This window comes from Flavobacterium cyanobacteriorum (assembly GCF_002251835.1).
In the GTDB taxonomy this organism is placed as follows: domain Bacteria; phylum Bacteroidota; class Bacteroidia; order Flavobacteriales; family Flavobacteriaceae; genus Flavobacterium; species Flavobacterium cyanobacteriorum.
Genome location: NZ_NOXV01000216.1, coordinates 1 through 21,883, shown reverse-complemented (window position 1 = coordinate 21,883; position 21,883 = coordinate 1). Strand labels below are relative to the sequence as shown.

The window sequence follows — 21,883 nt, the reverse complement described above, 5'->3', positions numbered from 1 at the left end:
CTATATCTCCCCGCCGCAAAAGCGGGCGGCGGGGAGGATGCCGCTTCCATCAGGGCTAAGGGGAGGCTCAGGGCAGGAATACAACTGCATCCCCAAAGAACAAAACAACAAACACTTACTCATGGCTTCATTAACCTGTATTATAAAGGAATACCTTCGCTTTGTGGTGAAAAAGCCAAGAATTTTGCCCGGCTTATTGCCCTAAATAAGGGGAGCGCTATATTTTTTATAAAATCAGCATTTATAAACGTCAAAAACCGGGTTGTAAGCCCAATAATTTTACATTTTTCAATTACATTTTAAAGCCGGTTTAAGGACAACACAACGCTTCCGTCACAATTGGCATCTCCGGGCTACCACAAGGATCTTACTTAATAAAAGTAAGTGATGCATCAGTCCCAGGTAAAAGCTACATCATAGTAAAGAACTGATAAAACTACAAATCTGAAAAATCACGGCCCATCTGTGCGGTTTTTATTTTAGTATATTTGCCACATGAAAAAAATAGAACACATAGGCATTGCCGTAAAAGACCTTGAAGCCAGCAACCTGCTGTTTGAAAAACTTTTTGGCGCCCCTGCCTATAAAACCGAAGAAGTGGAAAGTGAAGGAGTAAAAACCTCTTTTTTTATGAACGGGCCCAATAAAATTGAGCTCCTTGAAGCTACCAACCCTGACAGCCCCATTGCTAAATTCCTCGAAAAAAAAGGAGAAGGCATACATCATATTGCCTTTGATGTGGAGGATATTGTTGCTGAAACAGAACGCCTTAAAAAGGAAGGATTTACTATACTCAACGAAATCCCAAAACGTGGCGCCGACAATAAACTCGTGGCATTTTTGCACCCTAAGGGCACTAATGGCGTATTGGTAGAGCTTTGCCAGGAAATCCCTTAAGTGTTTAATTCGGCAATGCAGCAATGAAACAATTTCTTATGGGTAACCGCTGCATTAATTCATTTTTACATTTTTAAATTGATTATCGTACTTTTGCGTAATGGAAACAAACAGGCAAAGAAAAATTGGTGCATTGCTGCAGAACGACCTTGTTGATATTTTACAGGGCGAAGTCAGGAAAAATGCGATAAGCAACCTCGTGATATCGGTATCAAAAGTATCCGTAACTTCTGACCTGTCTATTGCTAAAGTGTACCTAAGCGTGTTCCCCACTGACAAAGGCGGTGAAATACTCTCGGCAATTCGATCCAATACTCCGCTAATAAAGCACGACCTCGCGCAGCGCGTACGGATGCAGCTCCGCAAGGTGCCCAACCTTATATTTTACATTGATGATTCGCTCGACCAGATGGAAAAAATGGATAAGGAACTTCGGGGCGAAAATAACCCTATTGCTAACCCTGAACTGCTTGACAGGCGTAAGAAATTATAAGCCTTGAGGTATCCGTTTTATATAGCAGCCCGGTACACCATAAGCAAAAGCAAAAGCACTGCCGTAAACATCATTACCCGTATAGCGACAATAGGTATTATTGTAAGCGCCACGGCCCTCTTTGTGATACTTTCTGTGTTCAGCGGGCTTAAAAATTTCAGCCTTTCCTTTACCAATGCTACTGACCCCGACCTTAAAGCCACAGCACGCCTGGGCAAATCCTTTACGGTTACCCCACAGCAGGAGCAGCAGCTTTCCTCTGTTAAAGGCCTGGCGTCCTACAGCAAAGTTGTTGAGGATCGGGTACTTTTTTATTTTGATGAAAAAGAACAGGTTGCTTTTTTAAAAGGTGTTGACAGTACTTTTACCAACGTTACCAATATTAATAAACATTTAGCTGCCGGCAACTGGCTACAGCCGAAAACCATACAGGCAGTGGCCGGGATTGGCATCTACAATAAGCTTTCGCTGGCGTTGTTAGATGTAAACCGGGCGCTCGAAGTATATGTGCCCAAGCCGGGCAAAGGAGCTATTGACGCCCCTGAAGAGGCATTCAATAAATCACCGCTTGCCGTTGTAGGCGTATATTCTATTAATGATGACGCCGACAGTAAATACGTGTACTGCGACCTCCCCCTGGCGCGGGAATTGCTCCAGTTAAAGCCGGGCCAGGTAACAGCGCTTGAACTTAAATTAGCGCCGGGAGCTAATGAAGATAATGTTCGTAAGGATATTGAAGGCCTTTTCAAAAATAAGGTCACTATAAAGAACCGCGCACAATTAAACGACGCATTGTATAAAATGCTGAATGCCGAAAACCTCGCTGTGTACCTTTTCTGTTCGCTGGTGGTCGTCATGACGCTTTTCTGCCTTGCGGGCGCGCTGATTATGCTGATACTGGACAAAAGGGAAAATATAAAAACCCTTTACAGCCTTGGTGCCCAACAGGACAGCCTAAGGAATATATTCCTGTACCAGGGGATGTTTATAACTGCACTGGGCGCGTTTTTAGGCCTTTTATTGGGCTCGGCTATAATTTACTTACAACAAACCCATGAACTCATAATGATAGTCCCCGGCAAGCTGGCCTACCCTGTTGAATTCAATTTCGCCAATGTACTCATTGTAATAGCTACTATTTTTACACTGGGCTTTATCGCTTCGGGGATTGCAGCAGGGAGGGTAAATGCTTCTTTGTTAGAAAATACTTAAAGACGTTCCTGCCGAAAAAAATTCATTTATATTTGCGCTATAGCTTAAAGCATATGATAGTAGTTGCTGTCCGTATCCGATAAGGACAATTATCTCCGCACTTAAACGTATGGGCATTTATTGCCCCTCATCGCTATTCATTAATCTTTAATCTTAAAAAAATGTCAGAATCCCGACAAAATAAAAGCGCATTTTCTCGCTTAATATCACTATTATCACAATCACTTAAAGGCGAAAATATCGATTTCACCACCGGAAGCATCCGCAGGGCTGTATTGCTGCTGGCCATCCCTATGATGCTCGAAATGATGATGGAATCAATTTTCGCGCTGGTTGACCTGTACTTTGTAGGCCATCTGGAAAACAGCAGCTTTGCCGTGCAGACAGTCGGCCTTACTGAATCGGTGCTTACCATAATTTACTCAATAGCCATAGGCATGAGCATGGCAGCCACTGCTGTAGTGGCACGCCGCATAGGCGAAAAAGACCCTGTTGCCGCCGCAAAGGCCGGTATGCAGGCTATTGTCATTGCCCTGGCGGTAAACCTGGTTATAGCGGTAGCCGGCATTATTTATGCTACCGACATACTGCTTATTATGGGTTCTTCAGAAGAGTCGGCAGTGTTTGGGACACCTTTTACCCAAATTATGATGGGAAGCAGCTTCATTATCATGCTTTTGTTCCTTTTTAACGGGATTTTTCGTGGCGCGGGCAATGCGGCCATCGCCATGAAAAGCCTTTGGATTGCCAATATCTGCAACATCATTTTGTGCCCTGTGTTTATCATGGGTTTGGGGCCAGTACCTGCTTACGGTCTTACCGGAGCAGCCATTGCCACTACTATAGGACGTGGAATAGGAGTTACATACCAGCTGTATAATCTTTTTAACGGAAAGGGTATGCTTAAGGTGGCTGCCTCTTATTTCATACCGCACTGGGAGCAGATGAAGGCGCTGATTAAAATAGCACTCCCCGGCATTTTGCAGTTTGTCATAGCTTCCTGTAGCTGGATATTCCTGGCACAGCTTGTTGCCACTACAGGCGGGGATGAAGGCTCTGCAGGCTACCAGAGCGCTATCCGCATCATGATGTTTTTTATGCTCCCCGCCTGGGGGCTTAGCAACGCAGCAGCTACACTGGCGGGGCAAAACCTCGGTGCAAAACATGTTGACCGGGCGGAAAGGTCTGTTTTTGTGACAGCGAAATATAATGCCATATACATGGGTGCTATTATGGCCATCACGCTGCTTGCCGCCGAACCGCTGATGTGGTTTTTTACCAACAATGCGCACGTGCATGATATTGCGGTGGAAGCCATAAGGATTTTAAGTGCCGGATATGTTTTTTATGGCATAGGCATGGTACTCATCAACGCGTTTAACGGTGCCGGGGACACCAAAACCCCAACATGGGTCAATTTCTTTGGCTTCTGGCTTTTCCAGATACCCCTGGCATACCTGCTGGCAAAGTATTGTGATATGGGGCCAACGGGCGTATTTTTGGCCATACCCATAGCCGAAACAGCCATGACACTCGTCAGTATCATCCTTTTCAGGAGGGGAAGATGGAAAAGGATTGAGGTGTAATTTCAGAATTACTAATCACCAGTGTCCGATAAAACTTTTTTAGGAAAGCGGGATTTTCATTTAAGGATTTCCCGCTTTGTTGTAATTTGGTTTGCAGAACATAAATTACATGAGGATATTCGAGACTTGTTCATTATGATGAAATGTTTACAGCCATCCCATTTATCTCATTAAATTTTTTTTAAAACAGGTTTAAATTAATACTGTTTTTTTCAGTTCGCCCATAAATTGCGACAGGTGGTTTACTTCCACATGGTCCATAACCACAATTTTATACCACTGGTTGTCTTTACTGTGCTTTTGGGGCACCAGGCTGAACCTCCCGGCAATATGTGGCGGTATATGGACTGCCCTAAGGGTAACTATATTCATGTGTGGCTCCCGGAAGTATTCTATCCCCAGGGTGTCGAGTTCGCGGCACAGCCAGTCAGTACGCATAAGCAGGATATTCACTTTCTCTTTCCACCCGTGGGGGCCATAGGTATATAATATGGTCCATACGGCCACAGCATTGTAGCCCGGTCGGCTGCCACACAGGGTGAGGTCCATGCCTTCTACATATTCGGCTTCTTTAGTCAGTACATATTCAATAAAGCCTTTGCGGCATACAAATATACCTGTACCATAAGGAGCCTGCAGCATCTTATGCGCGTCTATGGTTATGGAGTTTATTTCAGGATTCTCGAAGTTCAGTGTGCTTTCCTCATTGCTGAAAGGGTACACAAAACCACCGTATGCGGCATCAACATGCACTTTATATACCATTTCATAACTTTTTAGCAATTTAGTATACACTTCTACGCGATCAACCGAGCCAAACATGGTAGTGCCCATATTTACCATTACTATAAAATAGCGTTTTCCTTTCATGCGAGCCGTCATTATCATTTCTTCCAGCGCCACTTCATCAATATAGCGGCTCTTTTCGTGTACCGGCACTTTTATCCAGTCGGCCATGAGCAGGTTGGCGCCTTTAGCTACGGAATAGTGTGTGTCTTCTGTGGCTATGATGGCTATTTCGCCTGGCTTGGCGCTATATTCATCAATAAAATAGTTACGGTAAATCCATAAAGCCTCAATATTGGCTTCGGTGCCGCCAGGGGCTATGTAGCCGTCAAAGCCTTCAGGTTCGGCCTTAAATATATCAACAGCTATTACATTAAGCACTTCCCGCTCCATCTCCTGTGTGCCTTTAAATGCTTTTTCTGATGTGCCCAGGGTGTGGCAGCCAATATGGTTAGGATTGGCCACAAAAGTTTGAAGTACCGGTGCATCCTTTAGAAAAGGCGCATCATCATAAAACACTTTTCCGTCCAGTTTTGACGCAGGATAACCAAGTGACGCATCATTTGTAAAATCTACGTTCTCCTCAAGTGCCCTCGCCACCCTTTCCTGGCGCTGTTGTTTTGATAATTTGCTCCAATACTTCATAATCCCCTATAATTTTAATGCAAAGTAAAACCATGGGTTGTCATAAAAGTATGATTTATATCACGTCCGAAATTTTAAAATTAATTTCCCTGAATTGTTTTAAATAATGCCAAAAGCGAGTACATTTGCCGAATGATGCTGCAAAAAGGATGATGATGAGCGGCAGATTCTAAGAAAAGTAGATAATTGTTTAGATTATTTAAATTTGGGGGAAAAGCGGCTGTACTATGTGCAGCCGCTTTTATTTATTAATATTGAATTCCCTGTGCCTCTGATTTGTATTTTTTAAAGAATTAATCCATTACCACAACTACCAGTTTGACTGTAATGATATGGTAGTAGCTGGATACCTGAGATACTTTATCAGGGAAATAAAGTTTTAGAGAAGGTCGAGCAACACCGAAGGGTACAGCCCTATGGCAATATTTATAAGTATTGATATAACCGCTACCGCGCCGTACATAATTGGTACCGGCTGTTTTTCGCCTGTAGCATCCTGGGTGTACATGGCCAGTATCAGTTTAAAATAATATCCTATGCTTATGATGGAATTTATGACAGCTACGATAACTATGGCTATGTGGCCCGTATGCAGTACTTCGTTAAAAAGGAAGAACTTGGCAAAGAACCCAGACAATATGGGAATACCACCCATTGACAGTAAGGCACATGTAAGCACGGCAGCCATTAGTGGGTTATTTTTGCCTAAACCATTAAAGTTATGTATTTCCTCATTCCCTTTGTTACCGCACACATATAGCACTACTGCAAAGGCGGCAATACCGGCAATGGCATAAGCAGCCGCATAATAAAACAGTATATCGCCCATGGCAGGGGGATTGAAAAATACCATCAGCATAAAGCCTGCATGGGAGATTCCCGAAAAAGCCAGCATCCGCTTTACATTAGTTTGCTTGAGCGCCGTAAGGTTGCCAATTGTCATTGAAAGGATTGCCACAATGCTTATGATGGTAATGTAGCTTCCCGGTACCTGATAATTCATGCTGCGCATCAGCTTGAAGAAAGCGGCCATTGCGGCTATTTTGGCAAGGGTACTCATAGTGGCAGTAGTAAGTGCCGGCGATCCCTCATAAACATCGGGTGCCCAGAAGTGGAAAGGTACCGCTGCAATTTTAAACAGTAGCCCTACCGTAAGCATTACAATACCAATGAAAAACCATTCTGGTTCATTGCCGGTAATGGCTACATCAAAAATGGCTGAAGTATCGAATGATCCTGTGGCGCCATAAATAAGCGCAATTCCAAATAATAAAATACCTGAAGCAAATGCACCCATCAGGAAATATTTCATACCTGCCTCATTGCTTTTAATGTTTTTTGGCTCGCTGGCTGCCAGCACATAAAGTGCTATAGAAAGTACCTCAATGCCCAGGAAAAACATGGCAAGATTGCCGAATGATACCATGGCTATGGCGCCGGCAAGGAGGAACAGCTTTATAGCAACAAAATCGGAAAGCTTTGCTTTGCGTTCTTTATGGAAATCAGGGCTCAGCGCCACCAGGAATATAGTAAGTACAATGAACAGGCCGCTGAAAGCAACACCGTAAAAGTCGCTTACTACCATGTTATTGTAAAATGCCCTTTTACTTCCCGGCGCCAGTTGTGTTAGTTCGTTATATTCTGCCACATTAAGGCCAAGTACGGCCAAAAGCCCAATAATAGTAACCGGCACAATGGCTTTCCTTAAATTAAAAATTTCAGCTATAAGGCAAATAATCCCTAATCCTGCAATAGCTATTAATGTGTTCATGTTTATCGGGCTAAGTTAAATCGGTTTATACTGGCCAGGATTGTTTCAAGCTCCGGCGTAATAAAGTCAACAATCGGTTTCGGGTAAAGCCCGAAGAACAGGAGCACGGCAATTATGGCAACAAATACCGCACCTTCGCCAAAAGTTACGTCGGCAAATGCCCTGGCATTCTGTTCGCCAAGCATTACCTGCTGGAACATCCTCAGCATATAGAACGCGCCCAGTATAATGGTGGTACCGCCCAGCACGGCAAGCCATATATCAAGCTGGTACAGGCTGTAAAGCAGCTCAAATTCGCCGATAAAGTTAAAGGTACCCGGCAGCGCTACCGATGCCAGCACCAGTATCATGAACATGGACGTGAACTTAGGCGACTGGCTCCGTATGCCGCCCATTTCTTCAATTTTGCCGGTTTCAAACCTCCTTGCTATTATTTCGGCGGCAAAGAAAAGCCCCACTACTACAAACCCGTGGGCTATCATTTGCAGGAAGGCGCCCCTTAGGCCGTCAAGCGTAAGGGTATAGGTACCAGCCGCAATAAGGCCAACGTGTGCAAGAGACGAATAAGCGAAAAGTTTCTTGATATCTTTTTGTTTCAGTGCCAGGACTGAGCCATAAATAACACCCGCTATGCAAAGACCGATGAAAACATTCATAAGCTCTTTGGCAGCTAGTGGCGCTATAGGCAGCTGCCACCTTACAATACTGAATATAGCCATTTTAAGCATGATGCCCGAAAGCAGCATGGTACCTGCCGAAGGAGCTTTTTGGTACACGTTCGCCTGCCATGTGTGGAAGGGTATCACAGGTATTTTAATAGCATAGGCCAGGAAGAACCCCAGCGATACAAAAAGCTGCTCTTTAGGGGTAAGGAAGGCCTTATACAGGTGTACGCTAAGGAATGAACCTGTTTTTTGGTACAGGTATAGGAATGACACCAGCATGAATAGCGAGCCTGCAAACGTATAGATAAAAAACTTTACTACTGCTTTTTTCCTGCTTTCAGAATCTCCGCTGCCCCACACAAGTGCTATAAAATAAATCGGGATAAGGGCCAGTTCCCAAAATATGTAGTATACAAAGCCGTCAACACTTATAAAAGCACCTGCCATGGCAAAAGCCATAAACAGTATAAGCGCATAAAAGCTTTTAGCATTTTTAAAAGTATTGCCTAATGATGAAAATAATATTATTGGTGTAAGTGCCGTGGTGAGCAGCAGCATGGAAAGCGAAAGCCCGTCAGACTGGAAGGCCAGAAATACATTAGGCGACTTGAGCCAATGGAAAATAAAGCTGGTGGCCTCGCCATTGCTGTAGCTTATGGTTACGCCTATGGTAGCAGCAAACGCCGCTATGCTAAACAGCACAGCTGCTTTTGAAGCCCATTTGTTACCGGCAAGATAGGTTACAAGTGCCCCGGCTAATAAAATAATGAGTATAATGGATACATTCATCAGGTATGGATTATTTTGCTAGAAAGATATATACTATTACAGAACACACGCCAACTACAAATGTAAGCAGGTAGAACCCTATACTCCCGTTCTGCAGTGTTTTGCCTTCGGCGCCCAGCATATCGGCTATTTTGCCCAGGCCGTATATTGCTCCTGAAAAAGCTGCTTCCGTAACATTTTTAAAGAACGAGCCTAAGGCATAAATTGGTTTAACAATAATGGCCATATACAGCTCGTCAACATAGAACTTGTTGTAAAGCATACCGGCAAAACCTCTTATTTCATTGTCCTGTGCAGGTACGGCCGATTGTTTTATATATTTAGCGTAAGCAATGCCAATGCCAACCAAAGCGCCTGCAACGGCAATACCCATAAGCATATACGCTGTGCCGTCGAGAGCGTGGTGTGCTGCCGGCGCGGCAATAACAGGCGCAAGATAATGGTTAAGCCAGTTGCTGCCCGGCAGATTAATAACGCCACCTGCCAGTGCAAGGATTGCCAGTACTATAAGCGGGAATGTTATCAGCGCAGGAGATTCGTGCAGGTGGTGTTTCTGCTCTTCTGTACCCCTGAAACTCTTATAAAACGTTAGGTAAAGCAGGCGGAACATATAAAATGCCGTCATGATGGAAGCCAGTGAAGCAATGATCCATAATGCCTTGTTGTGGTGGAAGGCCGTCATTAAGATTTCATCTTTAGAAAAGAAACCTGAGAATGGCGGCAACCCTGATATGGCAAGTGTTGATATGAGGAACGTTATGAAGGTAACCGGCATCGCTTTTTTAAGGCCGCCCATGTTGCGCATGTCCTGCTCTCCGTGTAGCCCATGTATAACAGAGCCAGACCCCAGGAACAGGCAGGCTTTAAAGAAAGCATGCGTAATTACATGGAAAACAGCTATTTCATAAGCACCAAGCCCAAGGGCAAGGAACATAAGCCCCAGCTGTGATACGGTAGAATAAGCCAGTACTTTTTTAATATCATTCTGCACAAGGCCTATTGCGGCAGCTACTAATGATGTTACTGCACCTACTATGGCAATTACATTTTGTATATCAGGTGTAAGGTTAAACAGGAAGTTCATCCTTGTTATCATAAATATACCTGCCGTAACCATGGTAGCCGCGTGTATAAGCGCTGATACAGGGGTAGGCCCGGCCATAGCATCAGGAAGCCATGTATATAAAGGTATTTGCGCGCTTTTACCACAGGCGCCTATAAACAGGCACAGTGTGGCCGCACTTAGCCATACCGCATCAACAGGGGTGCCTGAAGTTATTGTATTTTGTATGGAAGTATAGTCAAGGGAATGAAATAACGAGCCAACAATGAACATCCCGATAAGGAAGCCAAGGTCGCCAATACGGTTCATAATAAATGCTTTCTTGGCGGCATCATTATAATCCTGGTTCTTGTACCAGAACCCAATAAGCAGGTAGGAGCAAAGCCCTACGCCTTCCCAGCCTATGAACATGATAAGCAGGTTGCTGCCCATAACCAGTGTTATCATGAAGAAAACAAAAAGGTTGAGGTAGGCAAAAAATTTGTGCATGTTCTCATCATCATGCATGTAGCTGATAGAGTAGATGTGGATAAGCGTACCTATACCGGTTACGAACATAAGCCACAGCAGCGAAAGCTGGTCAAGCTGGAAGCCGAAGTTAACCCTGAAGTTGATGAGCTCCATCCATTCGAACAGGTTTACCATTACCGGCTGTTTTGTATTGCTTACCTGCAGGAAGAAGTAAAGCGTTGCCGCAAATGAAACAGCAACAGCCACTGAGCCAAGCGTACCTGATGCATTCCTGCCAAGTTTTTTTCCTGTAAAAATGTTGATTAAAAACCCTGCAAACGGGGCCAAGAGTAGTAGTAATGCCAAATTTGTCTCCATCAGGCGTTATCCTTTTAGTTTCTTTAAGTTGTCAATATCAATATTGTTCAGGTTCCTGTATATGGCAACCAGTATGGCCAGGCCTACGGCAACTTCAGCCGCAGCAACTGCCATAGAGAAGAATACAAAAACCTGCCCTTCCGCATCCTGGTGGTAGGTTGAAAAGGCCACCAGCAGCAGGTTTACGGCATTCAGCATTATTTCAATTGACATAAACATAACAATGGCATTCCTTCGGTAAAGTACCCCGAAAATGCCCACACAAAAAAGCAGCGCCGATAAATAAATGTAGTTTTCTATACCTATCTGCTGTAGAATGTTTTCCATATTAACCGTTGATATATTCTTTTTTAGATAATAACACCGCGCCTATCATTGATACCAGCAACAATACTGAAGCAAATTCAAAGGGCACCATATAATCGTTAAGCAAAACCTGCCCCAGTACTTTTATAGACTGGTAATCTTCGCCTGAAGCATAATACCTTGACATTTGCGGTTCCGCCTTTATGAAAGTAGCCAGCAGGACAAGTGCAACAAGGCAGAATGAAACTACTGCCGCAATGCGGGACAGTACTGATTTGTTCTTTTCATCTTCTTTGTTCAGGTTCATGAGCATGATTGTGAAGAGCATCAGGATCATGATGGCTCCCGAGTAAACTATTATATGTACTATGGCCAGGAACTGGGCATTGAACATGAGGTAATGCCCTGCAATGGAAAAAAAGCAAAGCACCAGGTAAATAGCGCTGTGTATCGGGTTTTTGCTAAGGATGGTAAGGAACGCCGTAGCGAGGGTTATGGCCGATAAGATATAGAATAAGGTTGTTATCATATTAATTGGCCGCTTTAGTTTGTGTATTTTTAATTGCCATGTCAAGTGGCATAACCAGTTTGTCTTTGCCGAAGATAAAATCTTCCCTTTTGCCGCTTGATTTTACCATAACTTGTGATTTGGTTAGGTAAATAGCCTGTTTTGGGCATGCTTCTTCACACAGCCCGCAAAAAATGCAGCGCAGCATGTTGATTTCATATACTGAAGCATATTTTTCCTCCCGGTACAGGTGCTTTTCTTCGGGTTTTCTTTCTTCTGCCGTCATGGTAATGGCTTCCGCGGGGCATGAAAGGGCGCAAAGGCCACACGCCGTACAGCGCTCACGGCCCTCTTCATCGCGCATCAGCATGTGCTGGCCGCGGTACACAGGGCTAAGCTCCCTTGTCTGTTCAGGATACTTTATAGTTACCTTTCTTGTAAACAGGTGGCGTATTGTTATAAATAAACCCTTAACAATAGCAACAAGATAGAGGCTTTCCCAAAAGTTCATTTTCTTGTTGGAAACCTCTTTCTTCCTTCCCGATAGTGATATGGTTTCTATTGACATTTTTATTGTATTGTGATTAACCGGTATTTCCGGATATTCCTATTAAGCGTTATCTGCCAGCAGTATTACTACTCCTGTAATTATAATATTTGCAATAGCAAGCGGTATGAGGGTTTTCCATCCCAGGCGCATAAGCTGGTCATAACGAAACCTTGGCACCGTCCAGCGTACCCACATGTAGAAGAATATAAAGAAGCACAGTTTTGCAAACAATACCGCTATACCTATAATATTTGCCGGATTAACCCCCCAGTTAGCCTCCACCCAGTCCATGCCCGGATAATTATACCCGCCAAAATAAAGCACGACGAGTATTGTTGAGGATATGAACATGCTCGCATATTCCGCAAACAGGTAAAAGCCCATTTTCATAGAGGAGTATTCGGTGTGGTAGCCCCCTATTAGCTCGGCCTCACATTCGGCAAGGTCAAAAGGCGTACGGTTGGTTTCGGCAAACGAGCATACCAAAAAAATAAGGAACCCCACGGGCTGGTAAAACACGTTCCAGTCCATACCGTGCTGCTGTGCTGCAATTTCGCGAAGGCTCAGGGTCCCTGTCATCATTAGTAATGCGATGATGGAAAGCCCCATGGCCACTTCATACGATATCATTTGCGATGAAGCACGCATGGCGCTCATCAGCGAAAATTTGTTATTGGAAGCCCAGCCGCCAATCATAATGCCATATACACTTACCGAAAGTACCCCAAATACATAAAGTAGGGCTACATCAATATCGGTAGCCTGTAATATTACAGTCCTGCCGAAAATTTCCAGCCTGTCCCCCCATGGTATCACAGCGCTTGTCATAAGCGCCATACTCATGGATATGGCAGGGCCTACCACAAAAAGGAATTTGTTTGGTGTGTTCGGGAAAAATTCTTCTTTTGCAAAAAGTTTGAGCCCATCGGCAAGGGGCTGTAAAATACCCCCTTTACCGGCACGGTTGGGGCCTATACGGTCCTGCAGCCATGCGGCGATCTTGCGTTCGGCCAGTGTTGAGTACATAGCCATGAGCATTGTAATAGCAAATACCGCTACAATGAATATACCTTTTTCAATTATTAATGCCTGGTCCATCAGATGTTTCCTTCTTTAAAGATTTCTTCTTCTTCTTTTTTTAGCGGAACAGCTTTCATGCTTATTTTTTTACGGTCCTGTTCACGGCCCAGCAGTATCTGCTTTTCTGTTTCCAGGGTAACCTTTTCTATTTTTCGGGTATAGTTGTTCTGGTTGATTACAGAATCTTTCTCAAACTTCCTTGGCCCTTCTATTACCCAGTCTTCCACTTTTTTATGTTCAAAACGGCACTCGTTGCAAATAAAATCTTCGACCTCATGGTATTCGTCCTTGCGTGCCGTAACCCTTTGAATCTCGTTACCAAACATCCATAGCGTAGTTTTTCCGCAGCATTTATCACAGTCACGGTGTGCGTTATAAGGCTTGTTAAACCACACCCTCTGCTTAAAGCGGAAAGTTTTATCCGTTAGGGCGCCTACCGGGCATACATCAATCATATTTCCGGAAAATTCGTTATTTATTGCTTCTGAAATATAAGTTGATATTTGCGAGTGGTCGCCACGGTTGAGTACACCATGTACCCTGCCGTCGGTGAGCTGGTCGGCAACCATCACGCAGCGGTAGCACAGGATGCAGCGGTTCATGTGTAGCTGTATCTTATCACCTATATTTTCAGGCTCGTATGTTCTTTTTTCTTCGATAAACCTTGTGTTGGCGCTACCATGCTTAAAGCTCAGGTTCTGCAGGTCGCACTCACCGGCCTGGTCACAAATAGGGCAGTCCAGCGGGTGGTTTATCAGAAGGAATTCGGTTACTGATTTACGTGCATCAATAACCCTTTCTGAGGTAATACTTTTTACCTCCATGCCATCCATAACACCGGTAACGCATGAGGCTACCAACTTAGGCATAGGGGTAGGGTTGGCATCACTTCCTTTAGAAACCTCTACAAGGCAGCAACGGCATTTGCCCCCGCTCCCTTTTAGTTTCGAATAGTAGCACATTGCCGGCGGAACCGATTCTCCGCCTATCATTCGCGCAGCCTGCAGGATAGTTGTCCCCGGTTCTACGTGTATTTCCTGGCCGTCTATTGTTACTTTCATTTTATCTTGGTTTGAAAGTTGAAAGTTTTAATGTTATAAAGTTGTGAATCAACGTCATCAACTTTTCCAACTTTCTACTTTATAACTTTTAACTATTATATTACTTCCTGTTTTGCCACCAGGTGCTTTACCTTTTCAAACGGCTCAGCTACAAAATGGTCTTTATTCTTAATCTTTTCAGGGAAACGAACGTGGTACTCAAACTCGTCCCTGAAGTGGCGTATAGCTGCTGCTACCGGCCATGCTGCCGCATCACCAAGTGGGCATATAGTGTTTCCTTCAATTTTGCGCTGTATGTCCCAAAGCAGCTCAATATCCTCTTCACGGCCATGGCCATTTTCTATGCGGTGCAATACTTTCTCCAGCCATCCGGTACCTTCACGGCAGGGTGAACACTGCCCGCAGCTTTCGTGGTGGTAGAACCTTGAAAAGTTCCAGGTATTGCGTACTATACAGGTAGTATCATTATATACTATAAATCCGCCCGAACCCAGCATGGAACCTGTAGCAAATCCTCCTTCACTTAATGACTCGTAGGTCATAAGGCGGTCATTGCCTTCAGCGGTTTTAAATATCAGGTTGGCCGGGAGGATTGGCACCGAAGAACCTCCGGGGACTAATGCTTTTAAAGGCCTGTCGTCCATCATACCGCCAAGGTACTCGTCAGAGTTCATGAACTCATCAACGCTCAATCCCAGCTCTATTTCATATACTCCCGGGTTTTTACAATGCCCCGACGCAGATATCAGTTTTGTTCCTGTAGAGCGGCCAATACCTATTTTAGCGTACTCGGCACCAGTGTTGTTTACAATCCACGGCACCGCGGCAATAGATTCCACATTATTTACTACAGTTGGGTTGGCCCATAACCCGCTCACGGCAGGGAATGGCGGCTTTATTCTCGGGTTGCCGCGCTTTCCTTCCAGTGATTCAATCAATGCAGTTTCCTCACCGCATATGTATGCTCCGGCACCGCAGTGAACGTACAGGTCGAGGTCATAACCCGTACCCAGTATGTTTTTTCCGAGCCAGCCCGCAGCATAAGCTTCTTTAATAGCTGTTTCCAGGATGCGGAACACCCACATATACTCACCACGAATGTAGATGTATGACAGGTTACAGCCCAGCGCATAGCTCGAAGTGATCATCCCTTCTATAAGCAGGTGCGGGATGTACTCCATAAGGTAGCGGTCCTTGAATGTACCCGGCTCCGATTCGTCAGCATTGCAAACCAGGTGCCTTGGCTTACCGGATTTTTTGTCGATAAAGCTCCATTTCATTCCGGTAGGGAAACCTGCGCCACCACGACCGCGAAGGCCTGATGTTTTTACTTCTTCCACCACCTCGTCCGGTGTCATGCTTTTCAGCGCTTTCTCTACCGAGCGATACCCGCCATGCTGGCGGTACACTTCATAGGTTTTGATACCCGGTACGTTTGCGTGCTCTAATAATATCTTTTGTCCCATTGTTATTCAGTAATGGCCTGTTTGTGTAAATCCACTTTTCCTGCCCTGCAATCTTCAATTATTGCATCTATTTTTTCTTTGGTCAGGTGTTCTTTATAATAATCGCCCAGCTGCATCATTGGGGCATAGCCACAGGCACCAAGGCATTCAACACCTACCACCCGGAACATGCCGTCGGGCGTTACTTCGCCTTCCTTTACGCCCAGCTTAGTGCAGGTATATTCCATCAGGTCTTCGGCTCCGCGTACGGCACAGCATGAAGTCCGGCAAAATTCAAACATATACTTGCCTATAGGCTGCTGGTTGAACATGGTGTAAAATGTTACCACTTCGTACACCTCAATAGGCTGTATTCCCAGTATCTCTGCCACCCGGTCCTGCAGCTCTACGCTCAGCCAGTTGTCATGGGCGTCCTGCACCTCATGCAAAACAGGCAGCAGCGCTGATTTTTTCTTATCTTCAGGATAATGGCTCAACAGTTCATTGATCCTGGCCGTCAGCCTTTCATCAATGTTTATTACCTGTTTTATGTTTGAAACTTCCATAATAATTAAGCATCTAATTCGCCTGCGATAACATTCAGGCTTGATAATGTTGCAATAGCATCCGAAAGCATCTGGCCTCTTACCATGTCGTTAAACGCCTGGTAATAAATAAAGCATGGCCTTCGGAAATGGAGCCTGTAAGGTGTGCGGCTGCCATCGGTTATAAGGTAAAAGCCAAGTTCGCCGTTACCGCCTTCAACCGCGTGGTACACTTCGGTTTTTGGCACAGGAACTTCACCCATTACAATTTTAAAGTGGTAAATAAGCGCCTCCATGTTATTGTATACCTCTTCTTTAGGCGGGAGGTAATAATCAGGTACATTGGCATGGAAAGGCCCTTCAGGCATTTTATCAACCGCCTGGCGTATTATTTTCAGGCTCTCCCAAACTTCGGCATTACGTACGCAAAAACGGTCATAGGTGTCGCCTGATTTTCCTACCGGCACATCAAACTCAAAATCTTCGTAAGAGCTGTAAGGCTTCATTACGCGAATGTCATAATCTATACCTGCCGCACGTAGGTTTGGCCCTGTAAAGCCATAGCTCATCGCTTTTTCGGCTGATATAGGCCCTACATCAATAGTACGGTCCATAAATATCCTGTTTCGTGTAAGCAGGCTTTCAAACTCGCCCCAAATTTTAGGGAACTCATCAAGGAATTCATTTATTTTACGGAAGGCAGCAGGGCTCCAGTCCCTCTCAAAACCGCCTATGCGCCCCATATTGGTTGTTAAGCGCGCACCGCATATCTCCTCATATATTTCGTAAATCTTTTCGCGGTACTGGAACACGTAAAGGAAACCTGTAAGCGCACCGGTATCAACACCAAGTACTGAATTACAGATAATATGGTCGGCAATACGGGCAAGTTCCATAATAATGACCCTCATGTACTGCACCCTTTTCGGCACTTCAATATCAAGCGCTTTTTCAAGGGTCATCCACCAGCCCATGTTGTTAATGGGGGCAGAGCAGTAGTTCATCCTGTCGGTAAGCGGAGTTATCTGGTAAAACGGCCTGTTCTCAGCTATTTTTTCAAAAGCGCGGTGTATATAGCCTACAGTGCCTTCGCCATCCAGTATGCGCTCGCCATCCATAAGCAGGATGTTCTGGAAGATACCGTGTGTGGCAGGGTGTGTAGGCCCTAAGTTGAGTATCGATAATTCGCTGCCGTCTTCATTCTGCCGCTGCTCAATCATCTTGGCATATCGATGCTCCGGTGGTAATAACAGGTCTGACATTTTATATAAAAATTATTCCTGGTTAATTTGTGTTGCATTATCAGTTACACGGCCAAAAAACCGGTCGTCTTTATCAGTACGGCCGCCATCTTCCATCGGGAATTCCTTCCTTAGCGGGAAAGATACCATCTCATCCATGTTGAGTATCCTTTTCAGCTGGGGATGGCCTTTAAATATTATACCGTAAAAGTCATACGTTTCGCGTTCCTGCCAGTTAGCACCAAGGAACAGGCCGGTCACCGTGTCTATTTCAGGGTTTTCGCCGTTAAGGAAACACTTAAAACGTATGCGTATGTTATCGAACCAGTTGTGCATGTGGTACACTACGGCGAACTGCCTTTCGGGCTGTTCATCGGGATAATGCACGCCGCATACATCAGTAAGGAAGTTAAAGCGCAGTGCCGGGTCTTCTTTAAGGAAACGCATTACCTCATTGTTGGCCTCAGGGGCAACTTCAAATGAAAAGATGTCTTTTACTTGGGTAAATCCGGTTACTTTATCACCAAACTTACTTTCAAGCTTTTCCTGTATAACTGATGTTTTTAATGCCATTTTTACTTTTAAGAAATATTATAAGAAGCCAGTAGTTCCTGGTATTCAGGCGAGCTTCTCCTTCTAACGGATTCTGATTTTACAAGTTCCTGGAGCCTCATGATGCCATCAAGTATCTGTTCCGGCCTTGGCGGGCAGCCCGGCACGTAAATATCTACAGGAATAACCTTGTCTATACCCTGCAGCACCGAGTAGGTGTCAAAAATACCGCCTGAAGACGCGCAGGCACCCACGGCTATAACCCAGCGGGGCTCGCTCATCTGCTCATATACCTGGCGAAGGATAGGCGCCATTTTTTTGGCGATAGTACCCATAACCAGCAGCATATCGGCCTGGCGAGGCGAAAAGCTCATACGTTCTGAACCGAAACGGGCCACATCATAGTGAGAGGCCATAGTAGCCATAAACTCTATACCACAACAAGAGGTTGCAAAAGGCAGCGGCCAAAGTGAATTGGCACGTGCAAGGCCAACAACTGTATCAAGCTTGGTGGCAAAAAAGCCCTGTCCCTCAATCCCTTCAGGGGTGTCAACCATTTTTATATCTGATGAAGTACTCATAGTAACTTTATTTTATGATTATCAGGCATATACTTCAAAAAGCATACCTAACAAGCTTGTTTATTCCCACTCAAGCCCTTTTTTCTTCATTACGTAGAAAAACCCTACCACAAGCAGCAGCATAAATATACCCATCTTCAGTAAGCCTTCAAAACCCATTTCCCGGAAATTAACCGCCCATGGGTACATGAAGATAACTTCCACATCAAACAATACAAATAATATGGCTACCAGGAAATATTTTACTGAAAAGGGAATCCGAGCATTTCCTATTGATTCAATACCACATTCAAAGTTTTTATCCTTATTTACTGATTTCCTTTTTGGCCCCAGTATGTTGGATATGGCTATAGTGCCGGCAACAAATCCCACGGCAAGCACAAGCTGCATTAATATCGGGAAATAATCCACCTGATTAGTTTGCATAAATAGCTTATTTTATTATAAACAATTCACAAATATAGGGTGTCAAATCCAAACTATATCAACGTTTTTAAGGCGTTACTCAGTATTTAATCTAATTTTTATTAATTCTAAATAAAGCTTTTTTGCGCATATCTTGGCATTAAATCTAAAATATTGTTTTTTGTTTAACAATATTTAAAAATGATTAAACTTTTTTAAACAAAACTTAAAATTTAACTCAAATTCATAAATTAAAAAGCCACCTTCAAAGGTGGCTTGATGTAATAGGTAATCTGATACTTTATATGTATTAGCTTAGTGCTGCCACATGGGCTGCGACTTTACCTTTCCTGCCGTCTTCTTCTTCGTAACTAACTTTATCGCCTTCCCGGATTTCTGTTCCGTTCAAGCCGGTTGCGTGCACGAAAATGTCTTTACCTGTTTCGTCGTCAGTAATAAATCCATAACCTTTGGATTCATTAAAAAATTTTACTTTGCCTGTTCGCATTATGTAATGAAAAAAATTAATAATGCGTAAAGGTAAACTTTATTATGACACTTACAACTCCTGTGTTAAAAAAGTTTAAAAAATAATTGATTTTCAGCGTGTTCGGTAAGCACGGAATTATTTTAGCTTTATATGCAGTTCGTCCAGCTGCGCATGATCTATAGCAGAAGGCGCATCAATCATGACATCACGGCCAGAGTTATTTTTAGGGAAAGCTATAAAATCCCTGATGGTTTCCTGCCCGCCCAGTATGGCTACAAGCCTGTCGAAACCAAAGGCTAAGCCCCCGTGTGGCGGCGCGCCATATTGAAACGCATCCATCAGGAAGCCGAACTGGGCTTTTGCCTGCTCATCAGTAAAGCCAAGATATTTAAACATAAGCTGCTGTGTGGCCTTATCATGTATCCGTATAGATCCGCCGCCAATTTCGTTGCCGTTAAGCACCAGGTCATAAGCATTGGCGCGCACGGCAGCAGGATTTGTTTCTAAAAGCGCTATATCTTCCGGCTTTGGCGATGTAAAAGGGTGGTGCATGGCGTGGAAACGGCCGCTTTCTTCATCCCATTCCAGCAGCGGGAAATCAAGTACCCAAAGCGGTGCAAACTCTTCAGGATTACGTAAGCCAAGTCGTGTGGCCAGTTCCATACGCAATACGCTGAGGCGTGTACGCGTTTTATGAGCATCTCCGGATAATACCAGGATCAGGTCACCGGGTTTTGCCCCTGTTATTTCAGCCCACTTCAGCAGGTCTGCCTGGTCATAAAATTTATCTACGGATGATTTTAAAGAACCATCAGCTTCATATTTTGCATATACCATGCCGCTCGCACCTACCTGCGGGCGTTTTACCCACTCTATAAGCTCATCAATCTGTTTTCTTGTGTATGAAGCGCCTCCCGGAACAGCGATACCTACAACCAATTCTGAATTATTGAATACGGCGAAATCTTTATGCTGCGCCACCTCATTCAGTTCGCCAAATTCCATCCCGAAGCGGATGTCCGGCTTGTCGTTGCCGTATCTCCTCATGGCTTCATCATACGTCATGCGGGGGAAAGGCCCGGTTTCAACACCTTTTAGTTCTTTTAGCAAGTGGCTGGCAAGGCCTTCAAAAGTATTCAGTATATGTTCCTGCTCCACAAAAGCCATTTCGCAGTCTATCTGCGTAAATTCTGGCTGCCGGTCTGCACGCAGGTCTTCGTCACGAAAACATTTTACAATCTGGAAATACTTGTCCATACCGCCCACCATAAGCAGCTGCTTAAAGGTTTGCGGCGATTGCGGCAGGGCATAGAACTGGCCTTCGTTCATGCGGGATGGCACCACGAAGTCACGGGCGCCCTCTGGTGTTGATTTTATAAGCACAGGGGTTTCTATTTCAATGAATCCCTGTGCTGAAAGATAATTCCGCACTTCCATGGCTACCTTGTGGCGGAACAGCAGGCTGTTCTTCACCGGATTACGGCGTATATCCAGGTAGCGGTATTTCATCCGGATGTCTTCGCCGCCATCAGTGTCATCTTCAATAGTAAAAGGAGGGGTTAGCGCGGTATTAAGTACCGTAAGCCCGGAAACCAGTATTTCAATATCACCGGTAGGCATGGCAGGGTTTTTAGACTCGCGTTCTATAACCGTGCCCTTAACCTGTATAACAAATTCGCGGCCAAGGGTTGCGGCAAGTTCAAAAACGGTTTTGTCAGTACGGCTTTCATCAAATATAAGTTGTGTGATACCATAGCGGTCCCTAAGGTCAACCCATATAAGAAAACCTTTGTTTCGCGTTTTTTGTACCCATCCGGCAAGTGTGACTTCCTGGTTGATATTGGCGGCGCTGAGTTCCCCGCAGTTGTGGCTTCTGTACATACTATATTTTTAAGAAGTGCAAATTTAATAACAATTGGCAATTCTGACAGAGTAAATGGCCGATTTTTGTGGTCTTACTCTTTTATTGCAACAATTTAAACCAATAAAAACCGGACTGCAAAAAGGTATAATTTGGATGTTTTATAAATTTATGGAAAAATTGCAACCCCAATTATTCCTCTTGTTTAACTTGCCGGAATTTTACAGACTGTACTTTGCGGGCAAATTATTTTTTGGTATTATAAATGCCATTGAAAATTCAATAATATATGCCGTTCTAGCAAATTACTCCTAAATATTGTGGTTGAAATATCGGTTGTGCGTACCTGCTCAAAATTCTTTTCGTTTCCTATGTTTTTAATTAGGAAGTTAGCTTCCCATTTTTTACTCTCAGGGCGATAGCTTATGGCAGTATCTAAAAACAAAAAGTTGTTTTGTACTTTTAAATCGGGAACATAATAATGAAGTGGTTTAAACTTATTTGTTAAATAAAAAAGGGTTGA

The 21,883-nt window shown here is 44.2% G+C and carries 23 protein-coding genes; 5 read left to right on the top strand and 18 right to left on the bottom strand.

What is annotated here, in order from left to right; all coding sequences use genetic code 11:
* The 5 genes from CHU92_RS16000 to CHU92_RS05090 form a co-directional block, all read left to right on the top strand.
* On the top strand, positions 1-205 hold a 205-nt coding region (locus tag CHU92_RS16000), incomplete at its 5' end, for a hypothetical protein (RefSeq protein ID WP_129583013.1).
* A gap of 290 nt (positions 206-495) precedes the next feature.
* The gene (gene mce, locus CHU92_RS05105) at positions 496-897 is read left to right on the top strand and encodes a methylmalonyl-CoA epimerase (RefSeq protein WP_094413253.1); all 402 of its coding nucleotides are present in this window, start codon (positions 496-498) and stop codon (positions 895-897) included.
* Between the two features lie 100 nt (positions 898-997).
* Positions 998-1,390, top strand: coding sequence for a 30S ribosome-binding factor RbfA (gene rbfA, locus CHU92_RS05100; RefSeq protein ID WP_094413251.1), 393 nt, complete (start codon positions 998-1,000; stop codon positions 1,388-1,390).
* Positions 1,391-1,393: 3 nt separating this feature from the next.
* Positions 1,394-2,602 (top strand): ABC transporter permease, encoded by a 1,209-nt coding sequence (locus CHU92_RS05095; protein ID WP_094413249.1) that lies wholly within the window; start codon positions 1,394-1,396, stop codon positions 2,600-2,602.
* A gap of 161 nt (positions 2,603-2,763) precedes the next feature.
* A complete protein-coding gene (locus tag CHU92_RS05090) occupies positions 2,764-4,188 on the top strand; it encodes an MATE family efflux transporter (protein WP_094413247.1) in 1,425 nt (474 codons plus the stop codon).
* A gap of 192 nt (positions 4,189-4,380) precedes the next feature.
* Here CHU92_RS05090 and CHU92_RS05085 read toward each other — a convergent pair whose 3' ends face one another.
* The 18 genes from CHU92_RS05085 to CHU92_RS15995 form a co-directional block, all read right to left on the bottom strand.
* Complete coding sequence (locus tag CHU92_RS05085) at positions 4,381-5,619, bottom strand: pyridoxal phosphate-dependent decarboxylase family protein (protein WP_094413245.1); 1,239 nt, start codon at positions 5,617-5,619, stop codon at positions 4,381-4,383.
* 379 nt (positions 5,620-5,998) lie between these two features.
* Positions 5,999-7,390: an NADH-quinone oxidoreductase subunit N gene (locus CHU92_RS05080; protein ID WP_094413243.1), complete on the bottom strand. Its 1,392-nt coding sequence runs from the start codon at positions 7,388-7,390 to the stop codon at positions 5,999-6,001.
* 2 nt (positions 7,391-7,392) lie between these two features.
* A complete protein-coding gene (locus tag CHU92_RS05075; protein ID WP_094413241.1) occupies positions 7,393-8,844 on the bottom strand; it encodes a complex I subunit 4 family protein in 1,452 nt (483 codons plus the stop codon).
* A 10-nt stretch (positions 8,845-8,854) separates the two neighbouring features.
* On the bottom strand, positions 8,855-10,735 hold the full coding sequence (nuoL, locus tag CHU92_RS05070) for an NADH-quinone oxidoreductase subunit L (RefSeq protein WP_094413239.1): 1,881 nt from the start codon (positions 10,733-10,735) through the stop codon (positions 8,855-8,857).
* 6 nt (positions 10,736-10,741) lie between these two features.
* Positions 10,742-11,062 (bottom strand): NADH-quinone oxidoreductase subunit NuoK, encoded by a 321-nt coding sequence (gene nuoK / locus CHU92_RS05065; RefSeq protein ID WP_094413237.1) that lies wholly within the window; start codon positions 11,060-11,062, stop codon positions 10,742-10,744.
* 1 nt (position 11,063) lies between these two features.
* A complete protein-coding gene (locus tag CHU92_RS05060) occupies positions 11,064-11,570 on the bottom strand; it encodes an NADH-quinone oxidoreductase subunit J family protein (protein ID WP_094413235.1) in 507 nt (168 codons plus the stop codon).
* Position 11,571: 1 nt separating this feature from the next.
* Positions 11,572-12,117, bottom strand: a complete 546-nt coding sequence (locus CHU92_RS05055; RefSeq protein WP_165764589.1) for a NuoI/complex I 23 kDa subunit family protein — start codon at positions 12,115-12,117, stop codon at positions 11,572-11,574.
* Positions 12,118-12,159: 42 nt separating this feature from the next.
* The gene (gene nuoH, locus CHU92_RS05050) at positions 12,160-13,197 is read right to left on the bottom strand and encodes an NADH-quinone oxidoreductase subunit NuoH (protein WP_094413231.1); all 1,038 of its coding nucleotides are present in this window, start codon (positions 13,195-13,197) and stop codon (positions 12,160-12,162) included.
* On the bottom strand, positions 13,197-14,240 hold the full coding sequence (locus CHU92_RS05045; RefSeq protein WP_094413229.1) for a 2Fe-2S iron-sulfur cluster-binding protein: 1,044 nt from the start codon (positions 14,238-14,240) through the stop codon (positions 13,197-13,199). Before CHU92_RS05045 ends, nuoH begins: the two co-directional genes overlap by 1 nt.
* A 95-nt stretch (positions 14,241-14,335) precedes the next feature.
* Positions 14,336-15,706 carry an NADH-quinone oxidoreductase subunit NuoF gene (gene nuoF, locus CHU92_RS05040; protein ID WP_094413227.1) on the bottom strand — a complete coding sequence of 457 codons (1,371 nt, stop codon included), beginning with the start codon at positions 15,704-15,706 and terminating at the stop codon, positions 14,336-14,338.
* A 2-nt stretch (positions 15,707-15,708) separates the two neighbouring features.
* Positions 15,709-16,251 carry an NADH-quinone oxidoreductase subunit NuoE family protein gene (locus CHU92_RS05035; RefSeq protein WP_094413225.1) on the bottom strand — a complete coding sequence of 181 codons (543 nt, stop codon included), beginning with the start codon at positions 16,249-16,251 and terminating at the stop codon, positions 15,709-15,711.
* Between the two features lie 5 nt (positions 16,252-16,256).
* Complete coding sequence (locus tag CHU92_RS05030) at positions 16,257-17,492, bottom strand: NADH-quinone oxidoreductase subunit D (protein WP_094413223.1); 1,236 nt, start codon at positions 17,490-17,492, stop codon at positions 16,257-16,259.
* Positions 17,493-17,504: 12 nt separating this feature from the next.
* Complete coding sequence (locus tag CHU92_RS05025) at positions 17,505-18,044, bottom strand: NADH-quinone oxidoreductase subunit C (RefSeq protein WP_094413221.1); 540 nt, start codon at positions 18,042-18,044, stop codon at positions 17,505-17,507.
* Positions 18,045-18,052: 8 nt separating this feature from the next.
* Positions 18,053-18,604 carry an NADH-quinone oxidoreductase subunit B gene (locus CHU92_RS05020; RefSeq protein WP_094413219.1) on the bottom strand — a complete coding sequence of 184 codons (552 nt, stop codon included), beginning with the start codon at positions 18,602-18,604 and terminating at the stop codon, positions 18,053-18,055.
* 60 nt (positions 18,605-18,664) lie between these two features.
* Positions 18,665-19,030, bottom strand: coding sequence for an NADH-quinone oxidoreductase subunit A (locus tag CHU92_RS05015; protein ID WP_094413217.1), 366 nt, complete (start codon positions 19,028-19,030; stop codon positions 18,665-18,667).
* Positions 19,031-19,319: 289 nt separating this feature from the next.
* Positions 19,320-19,517 carry a cold-shock protein gene (locus tag CHU92_RS05010; protein WP_094413215.1) on the bottom strand — a complete coding sequence of 66 codons (198 nt, stop codon included), beginning with the start codon at positions 19,515-19,517 and terminating at the stop codon, positions 19,320-19,322.
* Positions 19,518-19,634: 117 nt separating this feature from the next.
* Complete coding sequence (gene aspS / locus CHU92_RS05005) at positions 19,635-21,380, bottom strand: aspartate--tRNA ligase (RefSeq protein WP_094413214.1); 1,746 nt, start codon at positions 21,378-21,380, stop codon at positions 19,635-19,637.
* A 239-nt stretch (positions 21,381-21,619) separates the two neighbouring features.
* Positions 21,620-21,883 (bottom strand): hypothetical protein (locus CHU92_RS15995; RefSeq protein ID WP_207759808.1); only part of this gene is annotated, 264 nt, incomplete at its 5' end.

Coding starts and splice junctions, on each gene's coding strand:
- CHU92_RS05060 (WP_094413235.1), bottom strand. CDS start 11,570: ATGATAACAACCTTATTCTATATCTTATCGGCCATAACCCTCGCTACG.
- rbfA (WP_094413251.1), top strand. CDS start 998: ATGGAAACAAACAGGCAAAGAAAAATTGGTGCATTGCTGCAGAACGAC.
- nuoL (WP_094413239.1), bottom strand. CDS start 10,735: ATGGAGACAAATTTGGCATTACTACTACTCTTGGCCCCGTTTGCAGGG.
- nuoF (WP_094413227.1), bottom strand. CDS start 15,706: ATGGGACAAAAGATATTATTAGAGCACGCAAACGTACCGGGTATCAAA.
- CHU92_RS05015 (WP_094413217.1), bottom strand. CDS start 19,030: ATGCAAACTAATCAGGTGGATTATTTCCCGATATTAATGCAGCTTGTG.
- mce (WP_094413253.1), top strand. CDS start 496: ATGAAAAAAATAGAACACATAGGCATTGCCGTAAAAGACCTTGAAGCC.
- CHU92_RS05055 (WP_165764589.1), bottom strand. CDS start 12,117: ATGTCAATAGAAACCATATCACTATCGGGAAGGAAGAAAGAGGTTTCC.
- CHU92_RS05075 (WP_094413241.1), bottom strand. CDS start 8,844: ATGAATGTATCCATTATACTCATTATTTTATTAGCCGGGGCACTTGTA.
- CHU92_RS05080 (WP_094413243.1), bottom strand. CDS start 7,390: ATGAACACATTAATAGCTATTGCAGGATTAGGGATTATTTGCCTTATA.
- aspS (WP_094413214.1), bottom strand. CDS start 21,380: ATGTACAGAAGCCACAACTGCGGGGAACTCAGCGCCGCCAATATCAAC.
- CHU92_RS05020 (WP_094413219.1), bottom strand. CDS start 18,604: ATGAGTACTTCATCAGATATAAAAATGGTTGACACCCCTGAAGGGATT.
- nuoH (WP_094413231.1), bottom strand. CDS start 13,197: ATGGACCAGGCATTAATAATTGAAAAAGGTATATTCATTGTAGCGGTA.
- CHU92_RS05085 (WP_094413245.1), bottom strand. CDS start 5,619: ATGAAGTATTGGAGCAAATTATCAAAACAACAGCGCCAGGAAAGGGTG.
- CHU92_RS05025 (WP_094413221.1), bottom strand. CDS start 18,044: ATGGCATTAAAAACATCAGTTATACAGGAAAAGCTTGAAAGTAAGTTT.
- CHU92_RS05010 (WP_094413215.1), bottom strand. CDS start 19,517: ATGCGAACAGGCAAAGTAAAATTTTTTAATGAATCCAAAGGTTATGGA.
- CHU92_RS05035 (WP_094413225.1), bottom strand. CDS start 16,251: ATGGAAGTTTCAAACATAAAACAGGTAATAAACATTGATGAAAGGCTG.
- CHU92_RS05090 (WP_094413247.1), top strand. CDS start 2,764: ATGTCAGAATCCCGACAAAATAAAAGCGCATTTTCTCGCTTAATATCA.
- CHU92_RS05030 (WP_094413223.1), bottom strand. CDS start 17,492: ATGTCAGACCTGTTATTACCACCGGAGCATCGATATGCCAAGATGATT.
- nuoK (WP_094413237.1), bottom strand. CDS start 11,062: ATGGAAAACATTCTACAGCAGATAGGTATAGAAAACTACATTTATTTA.
- CHU92_RS05045 (WP_094413229.1), bottom strand. CDS start 14,240: ATGAAAGTAACAATAGACGGCCAGGAAATACACGTAGAACCGGGGACA.